Genomic DNA, 24,761 nt, shown 5'->3' with positions numbered 1-24,761 from the left:
CTGGCATGTCGCGCCGCGAGAAGCTCTATCACCTCCACGACATCCTCCGGCAGCGCCGCACGCCGGTGTCGCGCCAGCAATTGATGGAGGAACTGGGTTGCAGCCAGGCCACGCTGTACCGCTTGATTGCCGAACTGCGCGACGTGCTCGGCGCGCCGCTGGAGCAGGACCCGGACACCCGGTATTTCTTCTACGACCGCTCGCTGGCCGGCAACTTCGAACTGCCGGGGCTGTGGATCAGCCCGGAGGAACTGCAGGCGCTGCTGACCGCTCGCCAGATCCTGGCCAATGTGCAACCGGGCCTGCTGCAGGACGAGCTGGACATGCTGCAGCAGCGCATGAGCCAGCTGATCGACCAGGAAGGCATCGATTTCTCGGCCCATCCCGAGCGCATCCACATCCGGCACGATGCCGGTCGCCCGGTGCCGGGCCGGCTGTTCGAGGACCTGCTGCGGGCGCTGTTCCAGCGCCAACGGCTCAGGATCCGCTACCACGGCCGCCGCCGCGACGAGGTCAGTGAGCGGACCGTCTCGCCGCAGCGGCTGACCGCCTACCGCGATCGCTGGTACCTCGACGCCTGGTGCCACGATGCCGATGGGTTGAGAAGCTTCGCCGTGGAGCGCATCCAGGCGCTGCAGCCGCTCGAGCAGGCCACCGTGGAGCTCGACGCCGCGGCGCTGCGCGATCATTTCGACGGCGCCTACGGCATCTTCTCCGGGCCGGCCGAACACCGCGCCCGGCTCCGCTTCAACGCCGAGGCGGCGCGCTGGGCCGCCGACGAACAATGGCATGCCGAGCAGCAGGCCGAGCGCGCCGCGGACGGCACGCTGGAGCTGAGTTTTCCGTTCGGCTCGAGCCGCGAGCTGGTCATGGACGTGCTGCGCTACGGCGCCGACGTCGAGGTGCTGGCACCGGCGTTCCTGCGCGAGCAGGTGGCCGACGCGGCCCGCCGGCTGCGGGCGGTCTACGACGCCGCGTCATGATCGTGCCGCGCGCCCGACCCGGAACTGTCATGGATCGGTCATCGTCGCTTGGTCCAATGCCCAGGAGGTTCACGGCGTGAGCAACAAGGCGATGGAAAAGAAGGTTCTGGTGGTCGAGGACGACGACGCGATCCGCGACATGATCGTCTTCAACCTGAAGCGATCCGGCTACGAGGTGATCGAGGCCGGCGACTGTCAGACCGCGCGGGTCCGGATCGCCGATCATCGGCCGGACCTGATCCTGCTCGACTGGATGTTGCCCGACACCAGCGGGGTCGAGTTCGCGCGCAGCCTGAACCGCGACGAGTTGACCCGCACCGTTCCGGTCATCATGCTGACCGCGCGCTCGACCGAGGACGACAAGGTCCGCGGCCTCGACAGCGGCGTCGACGACTACATCACCAAGCCGTTCTCGGCCCGCGAGTTGCTGGCCCGGATGCGCGCGGTGCTCCGCCGGGCCGCGCCCGAGGGCGACAGCGACGAGGTCGCCGCCGGCCAGCTGGTCCTGAATCTCGCCTCGCATCGCGTGCTGGCCGATGGCCAGCCGGTCGAACTCGGGCCGACCGAGTTCCGCATGCTGAAGTTCTTCATGACCCACCAGGATCGCGTCTACAGCCGGTCGCAGCTGCTCGACCACGTCTGGGGCGGGGGGGTCTACGTCGAGGAGCGGACCGTCGATGTGCACGTACTGCGCTTGCGCAAGGCGCTTGCGCCGTTCGGTTTCGACAAGTTCCTGCAGACCGTGCGCGGGGCCGGCTACCGGTTCTCCCCGGAGGCGCCGGGCGCCTGATGCGCACGGCCTGGCTGACCGAATTCCTGTTCCTCGGCCTGTGGGTCGGGCTGGCCGGCCTGGTCTGGCTGCTGTTCGGCGGTGCGTTCGGCTGGTGGCTGGCGGTCGCGCTCGCCATCACCGGCCTGCGCCACATCCGCCAGATGCAGCGCCTCGAGGGCTGGCTGCGCAGCGGTCGCCAGAGTCAGCCGCCGCAGTCCTGGGGTGTCTGGGGGGAGGTGTTCGAGCACTACTACCGGCTGCAACGGCGCTACGCCAAGCGCAAGAAGCGACTGGCCCGGGTCATCCGGGAGTTCCGCGAGTCCACCGCCGCGATGCCCGACGGCACGCTGGTGCTGGACGCCGACTGGCGGATTACCTGGTTCAACAGCGCCTCGGTCCGGCTGCTGGGGCTGGCCGGCAACCGCGACCTCGGCCAGCCGGTCACCAGCCTGCTGCGCGCCCCGGCCTTCGACGCCTACATGCGCTCGGGCGATTTCGGCCGCCCGGTCGACGTGGCTTCGCCGACCCAGCTCGGTCACACCCTGTCGGTTCGCATCGTGCCGTACGGCAGGGGGCAGTACCTGATGCTGGTGCGCGACATCACCCGGATCCAGCGGCTCCAGAACATGCGGCGCGACTTCGTCGCCAACGCCTCGCACGAGCTGCGCTCGCCGCTGACGGTGCTCGGCGGCTATCTCGAGCACCTGGCCGAGGACGAGGCCGTGCCCGAGATCTGGGACGGTCCGCTGCAGGAGATGCAGGTCCAGTGCACGAGGATGGCCACGCTGGTCAACGACCTGCTGGAGCTGTCCCGGCTCGAGACCGATTCCCCGGGCGAGCCGGACGAACAGCCGGTCCCGGTCCCGGACCTGGTGCGCCGGATCGTCGCCGATGCCGAGGCCCAGGCCGGCGGCGAACGCACGATCGAAGTCGACCTCGACGAGTCCCTCGGCCTGGCCGGCATCGAAAACGAGCTCTACAGCGCCTTTTCCAACCTGGTCTTCAACGCGGTCCGCTACACCGACCGCGGCGGCCGCATCCGCGTGCGCTGGTACCGGGATCGCGACGGAACGGCCCGGTTCTGCGTGGTCGACGACGGCATCGGCATCGATGCCAGGCACCTGCCGTTCATCACCCAGCGCTTCTATCGCGTCGACCCGTCGCGCAGCCGATCGCAGGGCGGCACCGGGCTGGGTCTGGCGATCGTCAAGCACGTGCTGCAGCGCCACGACAGCCGCCTGACGGTCGAGTCGGAGCCGGGCGAGGGCAGCGAATTCTGCTGCGTGTTTCCGGCCCATCGGACCCGGGGCCTGATCGACGCCGAAGGCGCGGCCTGATCCGGTATCCTTAACCGCACTGTCATTTTTCTGCCACATACTTCGCCGGCGCGTGGATCACGCGTCCCCGCGGGCTTCGATGCGTCATCAGGTCGTCATCGATGACCGCTACGTTTCAGTCATCCAGACTCATGAGGTCAACCGTATGAATTTCAGGCAGATCAGCATCGGGCTGGCGGCTGCGCTCGCCCTGTCCGCGGCCCCGCATCTCCGTGCCGAGGTCGACCCGGCGCTTCCCGACTACGAGCCGGTCTCCGGCGTGTCCGGCAACCTGTCGTCGATCGGTTCCGACACGCTGAACAACCTGATGACCCTGTGGGCCGAGGAATTCGCGAAGATCTACCCGAACGTCAACATCCAGATCCAGGGCGCCGGCTCGTCGACCGCGCCGCCGGCGCTGACCGAAGGTACGGCCAACTTCGGCCCGATGAGCCGCCTGATGCGCTCCAACGAGATCCAGGAGTTCGAGGAACGCTTCGGCTATCCGCCGACCCCGGTCGGCGTCGGCATCGACGCGATCGTGGTGCTGGTCAACAAGGACAACCCGGTCGACTGTCTGTCGATTCCTCAGATCGACGCGGTGTTCTCGGTCAGCCGCCGCTGCGGTGCGCCGAACGACGTGTCCCGCTGGGGCGACCTGGGCCTGGAAGGCGCCTGGGCCAACCGCGACTTCACCCTCTACAGCCGCAACGCGGTGTCCGGGACCTACGGGTTCTTCAAGGACAATGCGCTGTGCGGTGGCGACTTCAAGCCGGGCATCAACGAGCAGCCGGGCTCGGCCTCGGTGGTGCAGGGCGTGTCGGAGTCGCTCAACGGCATCGGCTATTCCGGCATCGGCTACATGACCGCCAGCGTCAAGATGCTGAAGGTCGCCTCCGAGAGCGGTGGTGCCTGCGTCTACCCGGATGCAGAAACCGCGGTCACCGGCGACTACCCGCTGGCTCGTCTGCTGTACGTCTACGTGAACAAGCCGCCGACCGCGCCGCTGAATCCGCTGGAGCGCGAGTTCTTCCGGTTGGTGCTGTCGCGCCAGGGCCAGGAAGTGGTTGCCCGCGACGGCTACGTGCCGCTGCCGGCGCCGGTGGCCGAGCGCATCCGCGAGCAGCTCGGGCTCTGACGGCCCGACGCTGATCCGAACGGTGCGGCGCGCCCGATCGGCGCGCCGCTTTTTCGAAGGTCCCCCTCGATGAGCACACCCGGTTCGCCCGTTCTGACCCCGGCTTCGAGTTCGCTGCCCAGCGCCGAAGCGATGGCGCGTCGTCGCCGGCGGCGCTATCTTGCCGACGGTGCCGCGCGCTGGATGGTGCGCGCCGGCGGCGGCGGCGTGGTCGTGGCGCTGACGCTGATCTTCGTATACCTGTTCAGCGAGGTGCTGCCGATGCTGCGCGGCGCCGACGTCGAGCCGGTCGCCGGCTACAGCGTCGCGCCGCGGTTCGACGGCGAAGTCGCCGGCATGATGCTGGAGCGGTACGACGAGCTCGGCATGCGCTACAGCCGCAGCGGTACCTTGAGTTATTTCTCGCTGGCCAGCGGCGAGGTGCTGCAGCGGGTCGAGCTGGACGTGCCGGACGGCACGGAAGTCACCACCGTGGCGATGGCCGAGCCGCGCGCCCGCCGGGTGGCTTACGGCCTGTCCGACGGTACGGCGCTGGTCGTGGACCACGAGATCCGGCTGGATTTCGAGGGCGAACAGCGCCGGGTACTGCCCGACCCGCAGTTCCCGCTCGGCGAGGATCCGCTGGTGATCGATCCGCAGGGCCGGCCGCTGGTTGCTCTGGCGGTGCAGAAGGCCGGCGAGGACACCGGCATCGCCGCGCAGACCGACGACGGCCGGCTGCTGCTGGTCCGCTTCCGTACGCGCACCTCGTTCTTGACCGGCGAGACCGAGGTCAGTCGCCAGGCCTGGACGCTTCCCGAGCTCGAGGGTCGGCTCGACCTGCTGGAGCTGACCGCGAACCTGTGGACCCTGATCGGCGCCGACCGCAGCGGCCGGCTGCTGTATTTCGATATCTCCGATCCGGCCTCGGCCGTGCTGCGCGATGAAGCCCGGGCCGTCGAGGGCGGCGAACAACTGACCGCGCTCAGGATGCTCAACGGGACCTTTTCGTGGATCATCGGCACCTCCGAGGGTCGGCTCAGCCAGTGGTTCCTGGTCCGCGACGAGAACCAGGACGCCGGGGACAATGTCTTCCGGCTGACCCGGGTCCGCGACTTCGAGCAGCACCCCGGCGCGATCACGCGGATCCAGCCGGAGTACACCCGCAAGGGCTTCGCGGCCGTCGACGATTCCGGGGCGCTGGGGCTCCACTACGGCACCTCGGCGCGGACGATGTTCCTGGAGTCGATTTCCGATGCGCCGCTGGTCTCGGTCGGCATCTCGCCGGTCGACGACAAGCTGGTCGTGGAGTCCGCCGACGGCCGGCTGAGTGTCCACGACGTGCGCAACAACCATCCCGAAGCGTCGCTGAAGGCGCTGTGGGGCAAGGTCTGGTACGAAGGGCGGGGCGGTCCGGACTATGTCTGGCAGGCCTCGTCGGGGGCCGACAGCTTCGAGCCGAAGTTCTCGCTGGTCCCGCTGACGATCGGCACGATCAAGGCGGCGCTGTTCGCGATGCTGTTCGCCACTCCGCTGGCGATTGCCGGTGCGATCTACACCGCGTACTTCATGGCGCCGCGACTGCGCGGCTACGTCAAGCCGACGATCGAGGTCATGGAAGCCCTGCCGACGGTCATCCTCGGTTTCCTCGCCGGCCTGTGGCTGGCGCCGTTCATCGAAAACCACATCCCGGCGGTGTTCACCGTGCTGATCGGCCTGCCGGCCGCGTTTCTGGGGATGGCCTGGGCATTCAGCCGCCTGCCGCGCGCGATCCGGCTGCGGATTCCGCCGGGCTGGGAGGCGGTGATCCTGATCCCGGTCATCGCGCTGGTGGTCTGGGGCCTGGTCCAGCTCTCGCCGCTGATCGAGATCTGGTTCTTCGATGGCTCGATGCGGCAGTGGTTTACCGACATCGGCATTACCTACGACCAGCGCAATGCCCTGGTGGTCGGCATCGCGATGGGCTTTGCCGTCATCCCGACGATCTTCTCGATCGCCGAGGACGCGGTGTTCACCGTGCCCAGGCACCTCACCCAGGGTTCGCTGGCGCTCGGCGCAACGCCGTGGCAGACGGTCACCCGGGTGGTGCTGCTGACCGCCAGTCCGGGCATCTTCTCGGCGGTGATGATCGGCTTCGGTCGCGCCGTCGGCGAAACCATGATCGTGCTGATGGCCACCGGCAACAGCCCGGTCGTCAACTTCAACATCTTCGAGGGCATGCGCACGCTGTCGGCCAACATCGCCGTGGAACTGCCGGAAACCGCGGTCGGCTCGACCCACTACCGGATCCTGTTCCTGGCCGGGCTGGTGCTGTTCGCGCTGACCTTCCTGGTCAACACCATCGCCGAGCTGGTCCGCCAGCGCCTGCGCGCCCGGTACAGCAGCCTGTGAGTCCGCGATGAGCAAGGTTCCCGAAACGTCGAGCACGCGCGCCTGGATCAAGTCCGGCGATCCCTGGATCTGGATGATCGGCGGCGGCCTGGCCATTTCGCTGATCATGGTCGTCGGCCTGTTCCTGCTGATCGCGGTGCGCGGCTTCGGTCATTTCTGGCCGGCGCCGTTGATCCAGACCAGCGTGTCGGTCGACGGCGAGATCCGTCCGGTGCTCGGGGTCCAGACCGACGTCGAAACCCTGCCTGCCCAGCGCATCCGCGAGGCCGGCACGGAGATCCCCGACGACCAGGCGCTGGTCACCCGCTACCTGTTCAAGCTCGGCAACCGCGACGTGACCGGTCGCGACTTCGTGTGGTTCCTCGAGTCGCAGCTCGGCGAGCGCAGCTACCCCGAGGATGCGATGCGGGTCGAGCGCCGCGAGTGGGGCAACTTCTACGGCTTCCCCGTCGCGCTGGAGTCGGGCGAGCGGCGGATCGAGGGCGAGGCGCTGTGGCCGGCGCTGCAGGACGCCATCCGCCGCTCCAACGAGCTGCACCAGCGGATCCGCCGGCTCGAGAAGGTCGACATCGGCGCGATCAACAGCGGCATCGAGAAGATCCGCCTCGAGCGTCGCCGGATGGACCTGCAGGGCATCGACGGCGCCGAGCGCAGCGCGCGCGAGGCCGACCTCGAGGCCCGGAGCGAAGAGCTCGATCGCCGCTTCGCCGATATCCGGGTCGAGCGCAATCAGCTGTTCGAACAGAACGAGCGGGACACCCTGATCGCCCGGACCGCCGACGGCACCGAGGTGCGGATTCCGCTGGCCACTGTCGTGATGGCGTCGAAGAACAACGCGCTCGGCCTGCCCGGCAAGATCGCGTTCTACGGCCACCGGATCAAGGACTTCCTGACCGGATTCCCGCGCGAGGCCAACACCGAGGGCGGGATCTTCCCGGCGATCTTCGGCACGGTCGTCATGGTGCTGATCATGTCGGTGCTGGTGACGCCGTTCGGCGTGCTGGCCGCGATCTACCTGCGCGAGTACGCCCGCCAGGGCACCTTGTTGAAGATCATCCGCGTGTCGGTCTACAACCTGGCCGGCGTGCCGTCGATCGTGTTCGGCGTGTTCGGTCTCGGCTTCTTCGTCTACCTGCTCGGCGGCACCATCGACGACCTGTTCTATCCCGAGCGGCTGCCGGCGCCGACCTTCGGTACGCCCGGCCTGTTCTGGGCCTCGTTGACCCTGGCGCTGCTGACGCTGCCGGTGGTCATCGTCTCGACCGAGGAGGGCCTGGCCAGGATTCCTCGGACCATCCGCGAAGGCTCGCTGGCGCTGGGCGCAACCAAGTGGGAAACGCTGTGGAAGGTGGTCGTGCCGCTGTCGGCCCCGGCGATGATGACCGGGCTGATCCTGGCCGTGGCGCGTGCGGCCGGCGAGGTCGCGCCGCTGATGCTGGTCGGCGTGGTCAAGCTCGCGCCCAGCCTGCCGGTCGATGGCGAGTTCCCGTATGTGCACCTGGAACGCAAGATCATGCACCTGGGCTTCCACATCTACGATGTCGGCTTCCAGAGCCCGAACGTCGAGGCGGCGCGGCCGCTGGTCTACGCCACCGCGTTGACGCTGGTGCTGCTGATCCTCATCCTGAACCTCACCGCGATCGCCATCCGCAACCGGCTGCGCGAGAAGTACCGCGCGGAAAGCGACTGAAGCGAGAACGACTATGGAAACGAGCGCAAGCAACGAACCCCGGGGCAGCGACGCTGGATCGGTCTCGTCGGGCCTGTTCGACGAGAACCGCCAGACCCTGGACATCAAGCGGGAGAAGGTCTGCATCGAGGTGCGGGACCTGGACCTGTACTACGGCAACGACCAGGCGCTGAAGAACGTCAATCTCAAGATCGCGCACAATCGCGTGACCGCGTTCATCGGCCCGTCCGGCTGCGGCAAGTCGACCCTGCTGCGCTGCTTCAACCGGATGAACGACCTGATCGACATCTGCCGCATCGAAGGCGAGATCCTGATCGACGGCAAGAACATCCACGATCGCGACGTCGATGTCGCCGAGCATCGCCGGCGGGTCGGCATGGTGTTCCAGAAGCCGAATCCGTTTCCGAAGTCGATCTTCGAGAACGTCGCCTACGGGCTACGCCTGCAGGGCGTCAACGACAAGCGGCGGCTGGCCGAGGTCGTCGAGCGATCGCTGCGCGCCGCCGCGTTGTGGGACGAAGTCAAGGATCGGCTCGACGACAACGCCTTCGGCCTGTCGGGCGGCCAGCAGCAGCGCCTGGTGATCGCCCGGGCCGTCGCGATCGAGCCCGAAGTCATCCTGCTCGACGAGCCGTGTTCGGCGCTGGATCCGATTTCCACGGCCAAGGTCGAGGAGCTGATCCAGGAACTGAAGAACGACTACACCATCGTGATCGTGACCCACAACATGCAGCAGGCCGCGCGCGTATCGGATTTCACCGCCTACATGTACATGGGCGAGTTGATCGAATTCGACGATACCGCCAGACTGTTCACCAATCCCCGGCGCAAGGCGACCGAGGACTACATCACCGGCCGCTACGGCTGAACGGCGCTGCTTCCGCGTCCGTCGGGACCGCACGCGCCGCAGGAGGAATCCAGGCATGGAAAAGAATTTCGATCAGCACATCTCGCGCCAGTTCAACCAGGAACTGGAGAATCTCCGTCAGAAGATGATGTCGATGGGGGGCATGGTCGAGGAGATGCTGCAGAACGCCGTCCGCGCCGTGGTCAGCGGCGACACGGCCCTGGCCGAGCGGGTCATCCAGGCCGACGATCGGGTCAACGCCATCGAGAAGAGCCTCGACGAGGAATGCACCCTGATCATCGCCCGCCGCCAGCCCACGGCCAGCGACCTGCGCCTGATCTTCGCCATCATCAAGGCCATCTCCGACCTGGAGCGGATCGGCGACGAGGCCGAGAAGATCGCGCGCTGGGCGATCGCGCTGGCCGACCTGCACCGGCCGCGCAACGACTACCGCGAACTCGAGCAGATGGGCGTGACCGTGCTCGGCATGCTGCGCAAGGGCCTGGACGGGTTCACCCGGATGGCCCCGGAAACCGCCGTGGAGATCATCCAGCAGGACAAGAAGGTCGACCAGGACTACGAGGCGATCTTTCGCCAGTACTACTCCTACATGGTCGAAGACGCCAAGAGCATCCGGCGCATCCTCGATGCGCTGCTGATCGCCAAGGCCCTGGAACGCATCGGCGACCACTGCAAGAACCTCGGCGAGTACATCGTCTACCTGGTCGAAGGCCGCGACCTGCGCCACGAAACGGCGTCGGAGTTCGTCCGGCAGGTGACCGAAGAATAGGTCCGATCGAACGAAGCCCGGGCGAGCGACCAGGAGCGAGTATCGACCTCGATCCACGGCAGGCTCGCCCCTCGTCCCTGACGTCTGCTCCCGGCTTCGGTATTCTCGAGTTCTGAGAAGGGCAGCCGCCACGCTGGTCTCCACGTTCAACGATGGAGATCGACATGGGACACGCCCTGTGCACCCGGAACGAAACCGATGCTCGCAGCCGATGGGAGCGTTGCCGCGTCCTGTTGCCCGCGCTGATGCGTGATGCACTCGGCCTGGCTGGGGTCGCGCTGTGGGCCTGGGCCTGGCTGAACTGGATGGGATCGATCTGAGCGCACGCCGGGGCGGGGCGCTCGAACGGTCAGAGCGGGACGTCGGCCAGGTTGCCGTGGGTTTCCAGCCAGGCGCGCCGATCGCCCGAGCGCTTGCGGGCCAGCAGCATGTCCATCAGTTCCTGCGTTACCGCGTCGTCGTCGACGGTCAGCTGCAGCAGGCGGCGGGTGTCGGGATCGATGGTCGATTCACGCAGCTGCAGCGGGTTCATCTCGCCGAGGCCCTTGAAACGGGTCTCGGACACCTTGCCTTTCATGCCCTCGGCCTGGATACGCGCCATCAGGCCTGCACGCTCGCCGGCGTCCAGTGCGTAGAAGGTCTGCTTGCCGACGTCGATGCGGTACAGCGGCGGCATCGCGATGAAGATGCGGCCGGCATCGACCAGCGCCCGGAAGTGGCGCAGGAACAGTGCCGAGAGCAGGGTGGCGATGTGCAGGCCGTCGGAATCGGCATCGGCCAGCACGATGATCTTGCCGTAGCGCAACTTGCTCAGGTCGTCGCTGCCCGGATCGACGCCGATCGCGATGGCCAGGTCGTGGATCTCCTGGCTGGCCAGGACCTGGCCGGGGTCGGTTTCCCAGGTGTTCAGGATCTTGCCCCGCAGCGGCATGATGGCCTGGAACTCGCGGTTGCGGGCCTGCTTGGCCGAGCCGCCGGCCGAGTCGCCTTCGACGAGGAACAGCTCGGTTTCCTCGAGATCGGTCGATGCACAGTCGGCCAGCTTGCCGGGCAGGGCGGGGCCGGCGGTGACCTTGCGCCGGGCCACCTGCTTGCGTGCCTTGCTACGCTTGACGGCATGCTCGATGGCCAGCCGGGCGATCGCCTCGCCGTCGGTGGTGTTCCGGTTCAGCCACAGCGAGAAGGCGTCCTTGACCAGGCCGGACACGAAGCTCGAGGCCTCGCGGGAGGACAGCCGCTCCTTGGTCTGGCCCGAGAACTGGGGCTCGCGCAGCTTCACCGATAGCACGAAGCTCAGCCGCTCCCAGGCGTCTTCCGGCGCCAGCCGCACACCGCGGGGAAGCAGGTTGCGGATGTCGCAGAACTCGCGCAGCGCCTCGATCAGCCCGGTCCGCAGTCCGTTGACGTGGGTGCCGCCCTGCGGGGTCGGGATCAGGTTGACGTAGCTCTCGGTGACCAGCTCGCCCTCGGGCACCCAGGCCAGCGCCCAGGCCGCCTCGGTGTCCTCGCCGCTGAACGTGCCGACGAACGGGGATTCGGGCACCCGTTCCAGCTCGGCCAGCGATTCGGTCAGGTAGTCGGTCAGGCCGTCTTCGTAGTACCACTCGATCCGTTCGCCGGTGGCACCGCCCTGCTGGCGATCTTCGAGCGTGATGGTCAGGCCCGGGCACAGGATGGCCTTGGCCCGCAGCAGGTGCTTGAGTCGCGGACGCGAGATGTTCGGCGAGTCGAAGTAGCCGGGGTCGGGCCAGAACCGGACCGACGTGCCGGTGTTGCGCTTGCCGACGCTGCCGACGACCTCGAGCGGCTCGGCGGTCTCGCCGGAGGCAAAGGCAATGGCGTATTCCTGGCCGCCCCGGCGGATCCGGCATTCCAGCCGCCTCGACAGCGCGTTGACCACCGACACGCCGACGCCGTGCAGACCGCCGGAGAAGGTGTAGTTCCTGCCCGAGAACTTGCCGCCGGCGTGCAGCCGGGTCAGGATCAGCTCCACACCGGGCAGCTTGTGCTCCGGGTGCGGATCGACCGGCATGCCGCGGCCGTCGTCGCTGACCTGCACCGATCCGTCCTCGTCGAGCACCACGTCGATCCGGCGGGCATGGCCGGCCAGCGCCTCGTCGACGGCGTTGTCGACGACCTCGGCGACCAGGTGGTTGGGCCGGGTCGTCTCGGTGTACATGCCCGGTCGCCGGCGGACCGGTTCCAGGCCCTGGAGGACCTCGATGTCGGAAGCTTGGTACTGATCGGCCATGCGTGCTCGAATCGATTCTGGGGAACTCCCGGAAAGCCTACAGCAATCCCTGCCGGCCCGGTCCGCTACCGACGCTCGGCGTCGATGACCTTCTCCACGGCGGGCTCGCGCAGGTTGTAGCGCGAGGCCATCGCCGCCCCGTAGGCGCCTGCATTCGCGATCAGCAGCACGTCGCCCTCGCGGCTCTCGGGCAACAGGCGGTCCAGGCCGAGCACATCGCCGGTCTCGCAGATCGGGCCGACCACGTTGTAGGCGTGTTCGCCGGCCTTGCCGAGTCGACTCAGGTTGACGATCTCGTGCCAGGCCCCGTACAGCGCCGGCCGGATCAGCGAGTTCATGCCGGTGGCCACGCCGACATAGCGGACCTCGCCCTTGCCCTTGAGCTGGGTCACGCGGGCCAGCAGCACGCCGGCGGCGGCGACCAGGTAGCGCCCGGGCTCGAGCCAGATCTGCACGTCGCGGTTCAGCGCCCGCTTGATCCGGGCCAGGCCGGCGTCCAGCGCCATCAGGTCCAGCGGCAGCTCGTCGCTGCGGTCGGGCACGCCGAGCCCGCCGCCGAGGTTGATCACCTCGACGCTGGGAAGCTCGGTGGCGATGCCGGTCAACACCTCGAGGCTGCGCTCCCAGTTGTCGGGGTGCAGGATGCCGGAGCCGGTATGGGCATGCAGGCCGCGGATCGTGATGTCGTGGGCGCGGGCCAGCCGGAGCGTGCGTTCCAGTTCGTCCAGCGGCACGCCGAACTTGGCGTTGGATCCGGCCGTGCGGACCATCTTGTGATGCCCCAGGCCCGAGCCCGGGTCGATCCGCAGGAACACCGAGCGACCAGCCAGGTCGGCGCCCCAGTGCTCGAGGAGCCACGGGTTGTCGATGGTCAGCGGTATGCCGGCGTCCAGCGCTTCGCGGTACTCGGCCCGCGGCGCGAAGTTCGGGGTCAGCAGCAGGTCCTCGGCGGCCAGTTCCGGCACGGCGGCGAGCACGTGGCGCGCCTCGGCCATCGACACGCACTCCACGCCGAGGCCCTCGCCGACGATCGCGCGCAGCAGATCGGGATGCGGGTTGGCCTTCATCGAGTACAGCACCCGGTCGACGGTGCGCAGCGTCTTCAGCCGAGCGGCCGCGGCGCGCACCTGGTCGAGCGCGTAGACATAGGCCGCGTCGTCGTCGCCGAGCGTTTCGAGCAGGTCGTCGGCCCGCTGCGACCACCACGGCGGGACGGCCCGGATCGCGGCCTCGTCGCGGTTGAGCCGGTCCCAGCTGGGGCCGAACACCGAGTCACCGCCGACCCCGCCCGGGATGATCTGCTGGTGCAGCTGCTGGACCAGCTTCTCGGCGTGGCGGGCTTCGACCACGAAGGTCAGGTTCAGGTCGTTGGCGGCCTGGCTGACCAGGAAGATCCGGCGCTGTTCGAACACCTCCAGGGCCGGGCCGATGCGGTGCAGGATCGTGCGGATGCCCAGGCCCACCAGGCTGACGCTGGCGCAGTCGCTGCGGACGTCGACCTGGCAGAACCGGCCCAGGTCGGCAGCCAGCCGGTCCAGCGTGGCGCGGTCGGTCGGGTTGGCGCCGGGATCCAGGGTGACGGTGACGTTGGATTCGGAGGTGGAAACCAGGTCGACCGACAGCCCGTGATCGCGGAACACGCCGAACACGTCGGCCAGGAAACCGACCTGCTGCCACATGTCCAGGCCTTCCATGGTGACCAGCGTGATGCCGCGGCGCTGGACGATGGCCTTGACCTGGGCGCCGTGCTCGTGGGCTTCGGGCGTGATCCGGGTGCCGTCGATGTCGGGCCGCTCGGTCTGGCACAGCCACAGCGGGATCCGGTGGCGTTTCAGCGGGATCAGCGCGCGCGGATGCAGCGCCTTGGCGCCCATCGCGGCCAGCTCCATGGCTTCGCGGTAGCTGACGTTCCTGAGCAGCCTGGCGGCCGGAATGCGACGCGGGTCGGCGGTGAACAGGCCGGGCACGTCGGAATGGATCTCGACCCGTTCCGCGCCGAGCCGGGTGCCGATCAGCGCGGCGCTGACGTCGGAGCCGCCGCGGCCGAGCAGCACGGTGTCGCCGTTCTCGCCGCGGGCGATGAATCCCGGCGCGATCCAGGCCGCTCCGCGATCGCCCAGCGCGGCCGCGAAGGCGGGATCCGGCGCCACGGTGCAGTCGGCCGAAAGCCAGCGGGCGCGCTCGTTGCGTCGGCTGTCGTCATCGGCACGCAGCACCTCGCGGCTGTCGAGCCAGTCCACCGCGACACCCTGCGCGGCCAGGATGGCGTGGCCGAGCCGGCTGCTGAGCAGTTCGCCAAAGCCGAGAACCCGGGCCCCATGGCGGGCGTCTTCGGGTGCTGCGGCCTGTTCGCGAAGGGCCGCGGCCAGGTCGTCGAGCAGCGGGTCCAGTGCCCCGGACTGTATGCCCGTGGCCCGGGCCAGCCGCGCGTGCCGGTCGCGCAGCTCATCGATCAGCGCGGCGGTGGCCTCGGGCGATCGCCCCTCCAGGGCCCGGACCGCCTGCTCGAGCCGGTCGGTCACGCCCTTGAGTGCCGACACCACGATCACGAACCGGCGGGCTTCCCCGGCCGCGGCGCGCGCGGCGTCGGCGATCCGGTCCCAGCCCGTGGCGGTGGCCACGGAGCTGCCGCCGAATTTCAGCACCCGCCACTGAATCGGCCCGTTTCCGGGCGTGGCATCGAGCGGCTGGGCGGGCTTCACATCTGTCATCGCGTTCAACCTCGGGTTGTCGGTATGCTGGCAGGGGTTTGGGACTGACCACCGCAATCGGTATCAGTTGCACCGATCGCCTGCTTGCGGCAACATGCTGCAGGGTTCCGGCCCGGCTCGACCCACTCTGCCGGCGCTGAACGTCGACCGTGGACGCAGGGTACGGTTGATGGAGCAAGCAATCTTCGCATGAAACTGAGGATCCACTAGACCATGAAAACTCCGAATTTCCGTCGAACAGCGCCATGGGTGGCTCTGATTGCGGCAGCCGCACTGCTGGCTCCCATGGCGTCGTTCGCCAACAACGAATTGTCTCCGGCCGACGAGCAGGGTCGGTATCGCTACCTGGTCACACTCGGTGACGATGGGCTGTTGCAGCGCGGCCTGCTGCCACGAAAGGGTCAGGCGGCCGCAACTCGTTCGGCCGAATTCCTCAGCGCGCAGAGCGAGCTGGCGACCCAACAGGCCGACGCGCTCGATCGGATCTCGCTCGCGGTCGGACGTCAGGTCGAGGCCTCGCATCATTTTCTCGTGATGTCCAACGCGATCGGCGTTCGCCTGACGCAGGCCGAGGCGGAGCGAGTTCGGTCGCTTCCGGACGTGCGCTCGGTGGAGCGCGAGCGGCTCTACGAACTGGACACCTATCGCGGACCGGGATTCATCGGTGCGGCAAGCCTGTGGGATGGAACCGCTGCGCCGCAGCCGGGGCAGTATCGGGGCGAAGGCATGGTGGCGGGCGTGATCGACTCCGGCGTGAACCTGGACCACCCGATGTACGCCGATGACCCGTCCTGCGGGTTCGGCGTGGGGGGTACGCCGAGCAAGCTGCTCGCGGCGCTCGATTGCTCCTCGACGGATGACGGCACCATCGGCGGGCGCTGCAACGGCCCCGATCCGGAAGGCGCAAGCGGAAGCCACGGGAGTCATACGGCCAGCACGGTGGCCGGTAACCTGATCGACGAGACGGCCGACCCCGCACCGACGATTCCCGAGCCCTTCGACCAGATGTCCGGCGTGGCGCCCTGTGCGCACATCCGGACGTACAACACCTGCCCGGACAGCTGCCCGGGGTTCGATATCCAGGCGGCCATGTCGACGATCCTGCTCGACGGGGACGTCGATGTCATGAACTTCTCGATCTCTGGCGGGAACAATCCGTGGGTCGATAACGATCGGCGCAAGCTCGATCTGGTGGACGCGGGAATCTTCGTTGCGGCATCTGCCGGCAACACCCGGGCCGGTACACCGGACCCGGTCGGTGAAGTCAATCACTACGGGCCCTGGGTCATGAGCGTGGCAGCATCGACTCGCGATGGCGATTTCGAAGGCGTCATGTCGGTCACCGGGCCGGGCTCGCCGCCGCCGGCGACCCAGGCGGTCGACATGCTGCCGGGCAGCAATTCGCCGATCGGCTCGCAGCTGATCGACCACCCGATCCGGCGAGACACGGCCCAGCCCGCCGGCATCGAGGGCTGCGAAAATGCCGACCCGCCGGTGGCCGGTGCGGTCGCTTTCCCGGCCAGTTTCTTCGACGGCGCAGTCGCGCTGATCCAGCGCGGAGGCTGTGCGTTCACGACCAAGATCAACAACGCCGCGGCCGCCGGTGCCGACATGGTCATCATCTGGAACAACACCACCGGCACCATCAGCATGTCGACACCGGGTCAGGACGCGGTGCCGGCCTACAGCATCCAGCAGGCGCCGGGCCAGGCGATTGCCGATTTCGTCGACCTCAACCCGACCACGGCGACGATGGACTTCGACCTGATCGCGAGTCCGGGCGACGTGCTGGCCGACTTCAGCCTGCGCGGACCGTCGCAGGCACCGCTGCAGAACCTGCAGAAGCCCAACATCACGGCACCCGGTGTCGGAATCTATGCGGCCGTTGCCGATCCGACCCAGTACGGGGTCCTCAGTGGGACGTCGATGTCCAGCCCCCATGTCGCCGGCGCGGCCCTGCTGGTGCGACAGGCACAGCCGGACTGGGGGCCGATGGAAGTCAAATCGGCCCTGCAGATGACGGCGACCGGCGACTCGGGAACCAAGGAAGACGGGGTCACACCGTGGGACTGGGATGATGTCGGGTCCGGCCGGGTCGACCTGACCGCGGCCGCCTTGGCCGGCCTGGTGATGGACGAAATCTTCGACAACTTCCTGGCCGCCAATCCGGCCGCCGGCGGTGACGTGCGGATGTTGAACCTGCCGTCGGTGCGCGACATGGACTGTTCGCCGGAGTGCACCTTTACGCGCACGGTCCGGGCCGGCCGGGACTTCCCGACCGCCTGGACGGTCACCACCGACGGCGCCGGCATGGACATCCTGGTGACGCCGTCCTCGTTCAGCCTCGATGCCCGCAGCGACTTCATCTTCGCCGACGGCCTCGAGATCGATCCGATCGAGGTGCCGGTGGATACCCAGGAACTTACGATCACCATCTCCAACGTCAGCCCCGGGGCCATCCGGTTCGGTGAAATCCTGCTGACCGAGGACGGCGGTCTGACGCCTCCGGCCCGGATCACGGCTGCAGCGTCCGATTGATTCGAATCGAAGGCACTACGAACGGCGCCCCCCCCGGGCGCCGTTTTTTTTTGGCGGATTCCGGCCCGGAATCCGTTACAACCCTGTAACAACAGACCAATGAGCGGTCCTGGGGTGCGATACTGCGCGAGTGACCGGAAGGGAACGGAGTCGATGACGGACCGGTATTACGCCGTGACCCACCTGGGCCGCGTGCGCTCGAGCAACCAGGATCGCGTCCTGACGCGCCCCGATGCAGGACTCTGGGTGGTGGCCGATGGAATGGGGGGGCATGCCGGGGGCGCCGAGGCCAGCCGGATCGCCGCCGAAGCCGTCGAACAGGCGGTGACCCACGGCATGGAGCTGGCCGATGCCTTCGAGGTCGCGCACTCGCAGGTGCGCATGGCCCAGGCCGACGACCCGGAACTCAGCGAGATGGGCACGACGCTGGTCGCCGTGCGCGAAAACGGCGACGGCTTCGAACTGGCCTGGGTCGGCGACAGCCGCATCTATCGCTATTCGCCGGCGACCGATCGCTTCCAGTGCCTGACCCGCGACCACAATGTGGCGTCGCGGCTGCTGGATTCGGGCCGGATCACCGCCGAACAGGCGCGCTCCCACCCCCAGCGCCACATGCTGACCGACTGCATCGGCCAGCGCGAGGGCCTGCCTACGATCGAGACGGCCCGCTACGCCTGGCAGGCCGGCGATCGCCTGCTGCTGTGCACGGACGGCCTGACCGGCGAGGTCGAGGACGCCGACATCCTCGACGCGCTGAAGACCAGCGACGACCTGGAAGCCATCGGCGTTTCGCTGGCCGACCAGGCGCTCGAGGCGGGCGGCCGCGACAACATCACCCTGATCGTGCTCGACGCGCCGGAGTGAGTCAGGCCCCGGCCTGCGGCGGCACGTCGGGGGCGAAGTCGAACGAGTCGTAGTGCAGGTGGTCCTCGCTGACGCCGCGCTCGAGGAACGCGGTGCGCGCGCCGTGGACCATGGCCGGCGGGCCGGACATGTAGATCTCGTAGGCGGTCAGGTTCCGGTGGTCGGCCAGCAGCGCCTCGTGGACAAAGCCCGTGCGACCGTCCCAGCCGGCGTCCGGTTCGCTGAGCACGGGCACGAAGCGGAAATCGTGGTGGCGCTCGGCGATTTCGTCGATCAGCGCCTTCGCGTACAGGTCGGCTTCCGTGCGCACGCCCCAGTACAGCGTGATCGGCCGGTCGTCGCCGGCGGCGAGCAGGTCCTCGATCATCGCCTTGAGCGGCGCGAAGCCGGTGCCGCCGCCCATCATCAGGATCGGTCGCGGGCTGCCCAGTCGGACGAAGAAGGTCCCCAGCGGGCCCTCGAAGCGGACGATCTCGCCGACCTGCATGCCGTCGAAGACGTGGCCGGTGAAGCCGCCGCCGTCGACGTACTTGACGTGCAGCTCGATGAAGTCCGTCTCCGCCGGCGTCGAGGCGATCGAGAAGGCGCGACGCTTGCCGCCGGGCAGCAGAATGTCGATGTACTGGCCGGCCAGGAACTGCAGCCGCTGGCCGCGCGGCAGCTTCAGGCGCAGCCGGCGCACGTCCGGCGTGAGGTCCTCGATCGATTCGACCCGGGCCGGCATCATCCGGACCGGAAGATCGGCGACCTGCTCGATCTCGCGCGCTTCGAGCACCACCGGTCCGTCGGCCACGGCCTGGCAGGCCAGCACCTGGCCGTCGGCCACGTCGTCGGCGCCGAGCGCATCGGGCGGATTGAACGGATAGCGAACCCGACCCTCGACCAGCCGGCACTTGCAGCTGGCGCAGGTCCCGTTCTTGCAGCTGTAGGGCAGCATGACGCCCTGGCGCAGCGCGGCGGCCAGCAGGGTTTCGTCGGGCTGTGCGTCGAAGGCACGGTGGCTGGGCGACAGCGTGACGGTCGCGGGTTTCGGGGCGTGGGCGGACATGGTACTCCTGGGGCTGATCGCGGCCTGACCGGTGCTGGGCCGGAGCAGGGGTGCGGTGCGCGGTGAACGAGGCCGTTAAAATACCGGATTCCGCATCAAGGCGGCGTCCGCCGTCCCTGCAGCCACGCGTGCATTCCGATCCATCCATCTTCGATGCCGTTCCCGAGGCCGATCCGGCGACGCCGCGGGCATGGCGGATGCTGCTCCGGCTGCCGCTGCTGCTGGTCGTGGCGGTCATCGGGCTTCCGGTGCTGCTGCTGGCGCTGCTGCCCGGCGTTCGCGACCTCGAAGTGGCCGGGCAGCCGGTCGCGCTGCGGGTCCAGCGGGGCTACGCCCGGATCCTGCTGCGCGTACTCGGCTACCGGCTGCGCATCCACGGCACGCTGCCCGAACGACCGGGCCTGATCGTCGCCAATCACATCAGCGGCTTCGACATTCCGGTGCTGCACGCCGTGGCGCCGCTGTGGCTGGTCGCCAAGCACGACATCCGCGAGTGGCCGCTGGTCGGCTTCCTGGCGCGCGCGGTCGGCACGATCTTCATCCGGCGCGGGTCGGAGGAATCGCGCCGGCGCGCGGCCCGGCGGATGGCCGCACTGCTGCGCGCCGGCCGGATCGTCGGCGTCTTTCCCGAGGGCGGCATCCACCTGGCGCGCGGCGTCGGCCGGTTCCACCCGCGCCTGTTCGGTCCGGCGATCCGCGCCGGCGCGCCGGTGCTGCCGGTGGCCATCCGCTACTGGCGCGACGGCGACCTGCACGGCGAACAGGTGTTCGGCCCGGGCACGAGCTTTGCCGGGCTGGTCGTCGGCGCCCTCGGTCGGCCGGCCTGCGAGGTCCAGGTTCGAATCGGTTCGCCGATGGCCAGCCGCGGCGCCGGACGCAACGAACTGGCCCGCGAAGCCCAGCGCCAGGTGACCGAGATGTACTGTGATGTCGATGCCGACTGATTCCCCGATCCGCGATCCCGGGCCCTACGCGCCGGCCGGCTGGCTGGCCAATGCGCACGTGCAGTCCATCCTGACCTCGAGTCCGCTGCGCAAGCTCGGGCTGCGACGCCGATCGCGGGCCTACCGAACGGCCAGTCGCGACGAGATCCTGACGGCCTCCGACGGCACCCGGCTGCTCGGCCACCACAGCGTGCCGGCCCGTCCCAACGGCGGCCTGGCGATCCTGCTCCACGGCTGGGAGGGCAGTGCCGAGTCGAACTACCTGCTCGACGCCGCGCTGGCGCTGGACGCGGCGGGCTTCGAGACCTTCCGGCTGAATTTCCGTGACCACGGGCCGTCGCACCACCTCAACGAGGGCCTGTTCCATTCCTGCCTGCTCGACGAGGTGCTCGACGCGGTGGGCCAGCTGGCCGATCGCCACCGGCCGGGTCCCGTGTTCCTGGTCGGCTTCTCGCTCGGCGGCAATTTCGCGCTGCGCGTGGCGCGCAACGCGCCGGCGCACGGCTTCGAGCTCGACCGCGTCGTCGCCGTCAGTCCCGTGATCCGGCCCAAGCACGTGCTGAAGGCGCTGGAAGAGGGACTGTCGGTCTACGAGCAGTACTTCGTCCGGAAGTGGCGCCGGAGCCTGAAGCGCAAGCAGGCGCTGTATCCGGAGCGGTACAATCTCGACCCGTGGCTTCGGCACCGGAACCTGAACGACCAGACTCGCTGGCTGGTCGAGGCCTATACCGAGTTTCCGGACCTGGACGCCTACCTCGAGGGGTATTCGATCGCCGGGGACTACCTGGACGGCCTGACCGTCTCCAGCCTCGTCGTGACCGCCGCCGACGATCCGATCATCCCCGTGGGGGATTTCGAAGCGCTGCCGCGGCCGCCCGCCCTCGATCTCGAGATTCTCGAGCACGGCGGGCATTGCGGATTCCTGAGCAGCTGGCGGATGGAATCCTGGATCCAACAACGAATCGTGAGTGAACTATGTCTGCACCTGAACCGGACCTGAGTCGTCAGGCCGCGAAACTCTTCTCCGATGGCCGCTACAACGAAGCCGAGCGCTTGTTCGAACGCATTGTCGAGGCCGAGCCCGAGAACTGGCAGGCGCTGATGATGCTGGGTCTGTGTCGGCGCGCGCTGAACAAGTACGAAGCCGCGCTGAAGAGCCTGTCGCGCGCCGCCGAACTCGGCGACGGCAGCGCCGCGGCCCACTACTACCACGGGCGCCTGCTGGCCGAACTGGGGCGGGAGGACGAGGCGCGCGAAGCCCTGGCGCAGGCCGTGGCGCTGGATCCGAACCACGTCGAGGCCCGGACCATGATGGGCGTGATGTCGATCCACCGCGGCGACCTGACGCGCGCGATCTCCGAGCTGCGGGTGGCGTTGCGCGCGCGCGCCGACCACGTCCCGGCTCTTGCGGCGCTTGGCCGTGCGCTGGTCCAGGCCGGGCAGGTCGACGAGGCCCATTCGCTGGCCAGCCAGGCGGTGAAACTCGACCCCGACCACCCGTCGGCCCAGGACGCGATGGCCCGGGTCTACCTTGCCCAGGGCCACGTCGATTTCGCCGAGCAGGCATTGCGCAATGCGCTGAAGAAAGCGCCGGACTCCGGCGAACTGCACGGCGGACTGGCCGCGGTGCTGCGCACCAAGGGCCAGGACCGCGAGGCGCTCACCCATTATCGCGAAGCGATCCGACGCAACTACGGCGGCGCCAGCAGCGTGCTCGGTGCCGTGACCTGCCTGACCCGGCTCGGCGACCAGCAGCAGGCCTGGCAGCTGCTCGAGCAGGCGCGCGAGAAGTGGCCGACCGACCGTACGCTGGCGCTGCGCTCGGCCGAGATGCAGCTGCTGGCCGGTGATCCGGCCGCGGCGCGCGAGCGGATCGCCGAGGTCGACGACGGCATGGCCGACGTCGCCCTGCTGAAGGCGCGCACGGCCCACGCGCTGGGCGAAACCGACGAGGCCCATGCGCAGCTCGGCGAGCTGCAGGCCAGTCCGCAGCCCCGGGTCGCCCGCGAGGCGCGCCTGATGGCGGGACGGCTCGGGATGCTCGACGGCGACCTCGACGGCGTGGCCAGGGCGCTGAACCCGCTGATGGAATCGGCCACGCCGGATCCGGACGCGGTCTTCGTCTGGGTCGAGGCCTGTCGTGCGCTCGAGCGCTTCGACGACGCCTGCGAGCCGCTGGAACGCTTGCTTGCCTCGCCGGAGGTCGATGCCGCAAACCATCCGCGGCTTCATCAGATGCTGGCCAGTCTCTACGACCGGGCCGATCGTCCGGACGCGGCCATGCGGCATCTCGACCAGGCCGCCTGGGTCGCCGCCCCGCATGCCCGGGTGCTGGCGCCGCAGCACGGCACCGGTCTGATCGAGCAGTGGCTCGATCACGAGTGGCGTGCCGAGGAATTCGAGGTTCCGGACGACGACCTGCCGCCGCCGGTGCTGCTGGCCGGCTGGCCCGGAGCGGGGCGCGAGCTGATCGCGGCGGCGATTGCCGCCGATCCGTCGTTCCGTCCGCTGGACCCGGAAGGCGCGCGCCGCCGACGCGAAGCGCTGGATATCCCGATGCCGCCGAGCGAAGCCGAGGGCCTTCCGGAGGCCACGCTCCACACCGGCCGCCGCCGCTTCCTGCGCGGCTTCGAAAACAGCCGCGCGGCCGGTCCGGTGATCGATTTCGGTTGGTGGGAGGCGACCGCCATCCCGGTGCTGGCGCGCTATTTCCCGGAGCTGATCGTGCTGATGCCGGAGGCCGACGAGCGCGATCTCGAACTGTACTGGCGCTTGAGCGGCTACGCCGCGATCGATGAACTGCGCGCCGCGTGGCGCCAGGAACAGGCGCTGTGGGCGCAGGTCGAGGCGCATCTGCCGCTCCGCATCGTGCGGATTCCGCGCGGCCAGCTGCGCGATGCGCCCGACCGGGCGGTCGCCGCGATCCGCGCAGCGCTGGGCCAGGGCGCCGAATCGACGATGCTCGAGGGGCTGCAGGCCGCGTCCCGGCGCCAGTCGTTTCCGCCCGAGGGCCGCTGGGCCGCCTACCCGGGGCTGTTCGAAGCGGACGCCGGCCAGTGAACCGCGCCCCGGCCGTCAACGTGCTCGGCGGCGAACTGGCCGAGTGCGGCCGCGATCCGGTCACCGGCTTCTACCGCGACGGCTGCTGCAACACCTCCGCCGAAGACGCCGGCTGTCACACGGTCTGCTCGGTCATGACCCGCGAGTTCCTCGAATTCAGCGCCGCGCGCGGCAACGACCTGATGACACCGCGGCCGGAGTTCGGCTTTCCGGGGCTCCGCCCCGGCCAGCGCTGGTGCCTGTGCGCGCTGCGCTGGCTGGAAGCGGCGCGGGCCGGCTGCGCGCCGCGCGTGGCGCTCGCGGCCACCCACCAGCGCACCCTGGAGCACGTGCCGTTGGACCTGCTCCGCGCGCACGCCATCGAGGCCACGCACTGACCGTCATGCGAATGCAACATTCCCCCGGAAAGCTTCGGGTATGCTCGGGCGCGATGAGTCCAGCCGTTCGTTCCCGCCGTGTCCTGCGCCTGCTCGGTGCCGCCATGCTGGCCCTGATGCTGGCCGGCTGCTGCCCGGGCGAGCCGGTCGACGAGCGCGGCTGGCCGAAGGAGCTGGTGCTCGGCCTGGTGCCGGCACTGGAGGCCGATGCGCTGGTCGACAACCTCGATCCGCTGGCCGAGTACCTCGAGGCCGAGCTGGGCGTGCCGGTGACCTCGTTCGTGCCGCAGGACTACACCGGCCTGGTCGAGGCGCTGGGCGCCGGCCGGGCCGATATCGGCATGCTGCCGCCGTTCGCGGCGATGCTGGGCGAGCGGCGCTACGACCTCGAACCGATCCTGATTTCCACCCGCCGCGGCGAAACCGGCTACCGGACCCAGTGGATGACCAACGACCCGTCGGTGTGCCGCACGCCGCCGGTGGCCGTCGAACGGATCTGCGAATCGCGCGTGGCCGGCCGCCAGAACGTGACCCGCACCTTCCTGCAGTGCGAGGGCGACCTCGAACAGGTCCGCGGCGAGACGGTCGCTTTCGTCGACCCGAACAGCACCTCGGGCTACCTCTTCCCGGCCGTCCAGCTGATGGACATGGGCATCGACCCGGAGCGCGACGTCAACGGGCTGTTCGTCGGCGGCCACGACGCGGCGGTGCTGGCCGTCTACGCCGGCGATACCCGCTTCGGCGTGGCCTACGAGGACGCCCGCAACATGATCTGCGGCCAGTACCCGGACATCGGCGAGAAGGCGATCGTGTTCGATTACGCACCGATGATCCCGAACGACGGTGTCCAGCTGCGGCCGGGACTGCCCGACGACCTGAGGGAAGCCATCATCCGGGCCTTCCTGAAACTGACCGAAGAACAGGCGCACCTGCCGGACGACCAGAAGATCCTGTGGGTTCTCTACGAGATCGACGGGTTCCAGCGCTTCGAGCCCGGCATGTACGACCCGGTCCGGTCGGCCTACGAAATCATCCGCCAGTAGCGCGCCCGCACGAGGACTT

At 68.8% G+C, this 24,761-nt stretch carries 19 protein-coding genes; 16 read left to right on the top strand and 3 right to left on the bottom strand.

The features are described from left to right. The first annotated feature begins 5 nt into the window (after positions 1 to 5). The 9 genes from HFP89_RS05435 to HFP89_RS05395 all read left to right on the top strand — a co-directional run bounded on the left by HFP89_RS05435 (position 6) and on the right by HFP89_RS05395 (position 10,226). Positions 6 to 983 (top strand): transcriptional regulator, encoded by a 978-nt coding sequence (locus HFP89_RS05435; RefSeq protein ID WP_168716626.1) that lies wholly within the window; start codon positions 6 to 8, stop codon positions 981 to 983. A gap of 91 nt (positions 984 to 1,074) precedes the next feature. Continuing rightward, on the top strand, positions 1,075 to 1,773 hold the full coding sequence (gene phoB, locus HFP89_RS05430) for a phosphate regulon transcriptional regulator PhoB (protein ID WP_168716653.1): 699 nt from the start codon (positions 1,075 to 1,077) through the stop codon (positions 1,771 to 1,773). Continuing rightward, the gene (gene phoR, locus HFP89_RS05425; RefSeq protein ID WP_168716625.1) at positions 1,773 to 3,092 is read left to right on the top strand and encodes a phosphate regulon sensor histidine kinase PhoR; all 1,320 of its coding nucleotides are present in this window, start codon (positions 1,773 to 1,775) and stop codon (positions 3,090 to 3,092) included. The genes phoB and phoR overlap by 1 nt, the downstream gene beginning before the upstream one ends. Before the next feature lie 145 nt (positions 3,093 to 3,237). Continuing rightward, a complete protein-coding gene (locus HFP89_RS05420; protein ID WP_168716624.1) occupies positions 3,238 to 4,209 on the top strand; it encodes a phosphate ABC transporter substrate-binding protein PstS family protein in 972 nt (323 codons plus the stop codon). A gap of 132 nt (positions 4,210 to 4,341) precedes the next feature. Next, a complete protein-coding gene (locus HFP89_RS05415) occupies positions 4,342 to 6,579 on the top strand; it encodes an ABC transporter permease subunit (protein ID WP_168716652.1) in 2,238 nt (745 codons plus the stop codon). Between the two features lie 7 nt (positions 6,580 to 6,586). After that, positions 6,587 to 8,269, top strand: a complete 1,683-nt coding sequence (gene pstA / locus HFP89_RS05410) for a phosphate ABC transporter permease PstA (RefSeq protein ID WP_168716623.1) — start codon at positions 6,587 to 6,589, stop codon at positions 8,267 to 8,269. Between the two features lie 13 nt (positions 8,270 to 8,282). Then, positions 8,283 to 9,137, top strand: a complete 855-nt coding sequence (gene pstB / locus HFP89_RS05405; RefSeq protein ID WP_168716622.1) for a phosphate ABC transporter ATP-binding protein PstB — start codon at positions 8,283 to 8,285, stop codon at positions 9,135 to 9,137. A 55-nt stretch (positions 9,138 to 9,192) separates the two neighbouring features. Continuing rightward, positions 9,193 to 9,906 (top strand): phosphate signaling complex protein PhoU, encoded by a 714-nt coding sequence (phoU, locus tag HFP89_RS05400; RefSeq protein WP_168716621.1) that lies wholly within the window; start codon positions 9,193 to 9,195, stop codon positions 9,904 to 9,906. A gap of 164 nt (positions 9,907 to 10,070) precedes the next feature. Beyond that, on the top strand, positions 10,071 to 10,226 hold the full coding sequence (locus HFP89_RS05395) for a hypothetical protein (RefSeq protein WP_168716620.1): 156 nt from the start codon (positions 10,071 to 10,073) through the stop codon (positions 10,224 to 10,226). A 29-nt stretch (positions 10,227 to 10,255) separates the two neighbouring features. On the opposite strand, the gene parE is transcribed toward HFP89_RS05395, so the two are convergent. Together parE and HFP89_RS05385 are read right to left on the bottom strand one after the other, a co-directional pair. Continuing rightward, positions 10,256 to 12,157 (bottom strand): DNA topoisomerase IV subunit B, encoded by a 1,902-nt coding sequence (parE, locus tag HFP89_RS05390; RefSeq protein WP_168716619.1) that lies wholly within the window; start codon positions 12,155 to 12,157, stop codon positions 10,256 to 10,258. A gap of 65 nt (positions 12,158 to 12,222) precedes the next feature. After that, a complete protein-coding gene (locus HFP89_RS05385) occupies positions 12,223 to 14,868 on the bottom strand; it encodes a bifunctional aspartate kinase/diaminopimelate decarboxylase (RefSeq protein ID WP_206212234.1) in 2,646 nt (881 codons plus the stop codon). A gap of 249 nt (positions 14,869 to 15,117) precedes the next feature. On the opposite strand from HFP89_RS05385, the gene HFP89_RS05380 reads away from it, so the two are divergent. Beyond that, entirely contained in the window at positions 15,118 to 17,406 is a 2,289-nt protein-coding gene (locus HFP89_RS05380) for a S8 family serine peptidase (RefSeq protein ID WP_168716618.1), read from the top strand. A gap of 153 nt (positions 17,407 to 17,559) precedes the next feature. Continuing rightward, positions 17,560 to 18,270: a protein phosphatase 2C domain-containing protein gene (locus tag HFP89_RS05375; RefSeq protein WP_168716617.1), complete on the top strand. Its 711-nt coding sequence runs from the start codon at positions 17,560 to 17,562 to the stop codon at positions 18,268 to 18,270. 1 nt (position 18,271) lies between these two features. Here the strand turns inward: HFP89_RS05375 and HFP89_RS05370 are convergent, their stop codons facing one another. Further along, on the bottom strand, positions 18,272 to 19,318 hold the full coding sequence (locus tag HFP89_RS05370) for a CDP-6-deoxy-delta-3,4-glucoseen reductase (protein ID WP_168716616.1): 1,047 nt from the start codon (positions 19,316 to 19,318) through the stop codon (positions 18,272 to 18,274). 128 nt (positions 19,319 to 19,446) lie between these two features. Between HFP89_RS05370 and HFP89_RS05365 the strand changes: the two genes are divergently transcribed. The 5 genes from HFP89_RS05365 to HFP89_RS05345 are packed head-to-tail and all read left to right on the top strand — an operon-like array spanning position 19,447 to position 24,742. Continuing rightward, positions 19,447 to 20,262 carry a lysophospholipid acyltransferase family protein gene (locus HFP89_RS05365; protein ID WP_168716615.1) on the top strand — a complete coding sequence of 272 codons (816 nt, stop codon included), beginning with the start codon at positions 19,447 to 19,449 and terminating at the stop codon, positions 20,260 to 20,262. Then, positions 20,252 to 21,262, top strand: coding sequence for an alpha/beta fold hydrolase (locus HFP89_RS05360; RefSeq protein ID WP_168716614.1), 1,011 nt, complete (start codon positions 20,252 to 20,254; stop codon positions 21,260 to 21,262). The genes HFP89_RS05365 and HFP89_RS05360 overlap by 11 nt, the downstream gene beginning before the upstream one ends. Beyond that, complete coding sequence (locus HFP89_RS05355; RefSeq protein WP_168716613.1) at positions 21,238 to 23,322, top strand: tetratricopeptide repeat protein; 2,085 nt, start codon at positions 21,238 to 21,240, stop codon at positions 23,320 to 23,322. Before HFP89_RS05360 ends, HFP89_RS05355 begins: the two co-directional genes overlap by 25 nt. Beyond that, positions 23,319 to 23,699 (top strand): DUF2237 domain-containing protein, encoded by a 381-nt coding sequence (locus HFP89_RS05350; RefSeq protein WP_168716612.1) that lies wholly within the window; start codon positions 23,319 to 23,321, stop codon positions 23,697 to 23,699. Before HFP89_RS05355 ends, HFP89_RS05350 begins: the two co-directional genes overlap by 4 nt. Before the next feature lie 53 nt (positions 23,700 to 23,752). Further along, complete coding sequence (locus HFP89_RS05345; protein ID WP_168716611.1) at positions 23,753 to 24,742, top strand: phosphate/phosphite/phosphonate ABC transporter substrate-binding protein; 990 nt, start codon at positions 23,753 to 23,755, stop codon at positions 24,740 to 24,742. The last annotated feature ends 19 nt before the right edge of the window (positions 24,743 to 24,761 follow it).

This window comes from Wenzhouxiangella sp. XN79A (assembly GCF_012272825.1).
In the GTDB taxonomy this organism is placed as follows: Bacteria; Pseudomonadota; Gammaproteobacteria; order Xanthomonadales; family Wenzhouxiangellaceae.
The sequence above is the reverse complement of the archived record's forward strand: the minus strand, read 5'-3'. Positions and strand labels throughout refer to the sequence as shown.

Coding starts and splice junctions, on each gene's coding strand:
- parE (WP_168716619.1), bottom strand. CDS start 12,157: ATGGCCGATCAGTACCAAGCTTCCGACATCGAGGTCCTCCAGGGCCTG.
- HFP89_RS05345 (WP_168716611.1), top strand. CDS start 23,753: ATGAGTCCAGCCGTTCGTTCCCGCCGTGTCCTGCGCCTGCTCGGTGCC.
- HFP89_RS05355 (WP_168716613.1), top strand. CDS start 21,238: ATGTCTGCACCTGAACCGGACCTGAGTCGTCAGGCCGCGAAACTCTTC.
- HFP89_RS05370 (WP_168716616.1), bottom strand. CDS start 19,318: ATGTCCGCCCACGCCCCGAAACCCGCGACCGTCACGCTGTCGCCCAGC.
- phoU (WP_168716621.1), top strand. CDS start 9,193: ATGGAAAAGAATTTCGATCAGCACATCTCGCGCCAGTTCAACCAGGAA.
- HFP89_RS05435 (WP_168716626.1), top strand. CDS start 6: ATGTCGCGCCGCGAGAAGCTCTATCACCTCCACGACATCCTCCGGCAG.
- HFP89_RS05415 (WP_168716652.1), top strand. CDS start 4,342: ATGGCGCGTCGTCGCCGGCGGCGCTATCTTGCCGACGGTGCCGCGCGC.
- pstA (WP_168716623.1), top strand. CDS start 6,587: ATGAGCAAGGTTCCCGAAACGTCGAGCACGCGCGCCTGGATCAAGTCC.
- HFP89_RS05360 (WP_168716614.1), top strand. CDS start 20,252: ATGCCGACTGATTCCCCGATCCGCGATCCCGGGCCCTACGCGCCGGCC.
- pstB (WP_168716622.1), top strand. CDS start 8,283: ATGGAAACGAGCGCAAGCAACGAACCCCGGGGCAGCGACGCTGGATCG.
- HFP89_RS05385 (WP_206212234.1), bottom strand. CDS start 14,868: ATGACAGATGTGAAGCCCGCCCAGCCGCTCGATGCCACGCCCGGAAAC.
- HFP89_RS05375 (WP_168716617.1), top strand. CDS start 17,560: ATGACGGACCGGTATTACGCCGTGACCCACCTGGGCCGCGTGCGCTCG.
- phoR (WP_168716625.1), top strand. CDS start 1,773: ATGCGCACGGCCTGGCTGACCGAATTCCTGTTCCTCGGCCTGTGGGTC.
- HFP89_RS05420 (WP_168716624.1), top strand. CDS start 3,238: ATGAATTTCAGGCAGATCAGCATCGGGCTGGCGGCTGCGCTCGCCCTG.
- HFP89_RS05395 (WP_168716620.1), top strand. CDS start 10,071: ATGGGACACGCCCTGTGCACCCGGAACGAAACCGATGCTCGCAGCCGA.
- phoB (WP_168716653.1), top strand. CDS start 1,075: ATGGAAAAGAAGGTTCTGGTGGTCGAGGACGACGACGCGATCCGCGAC.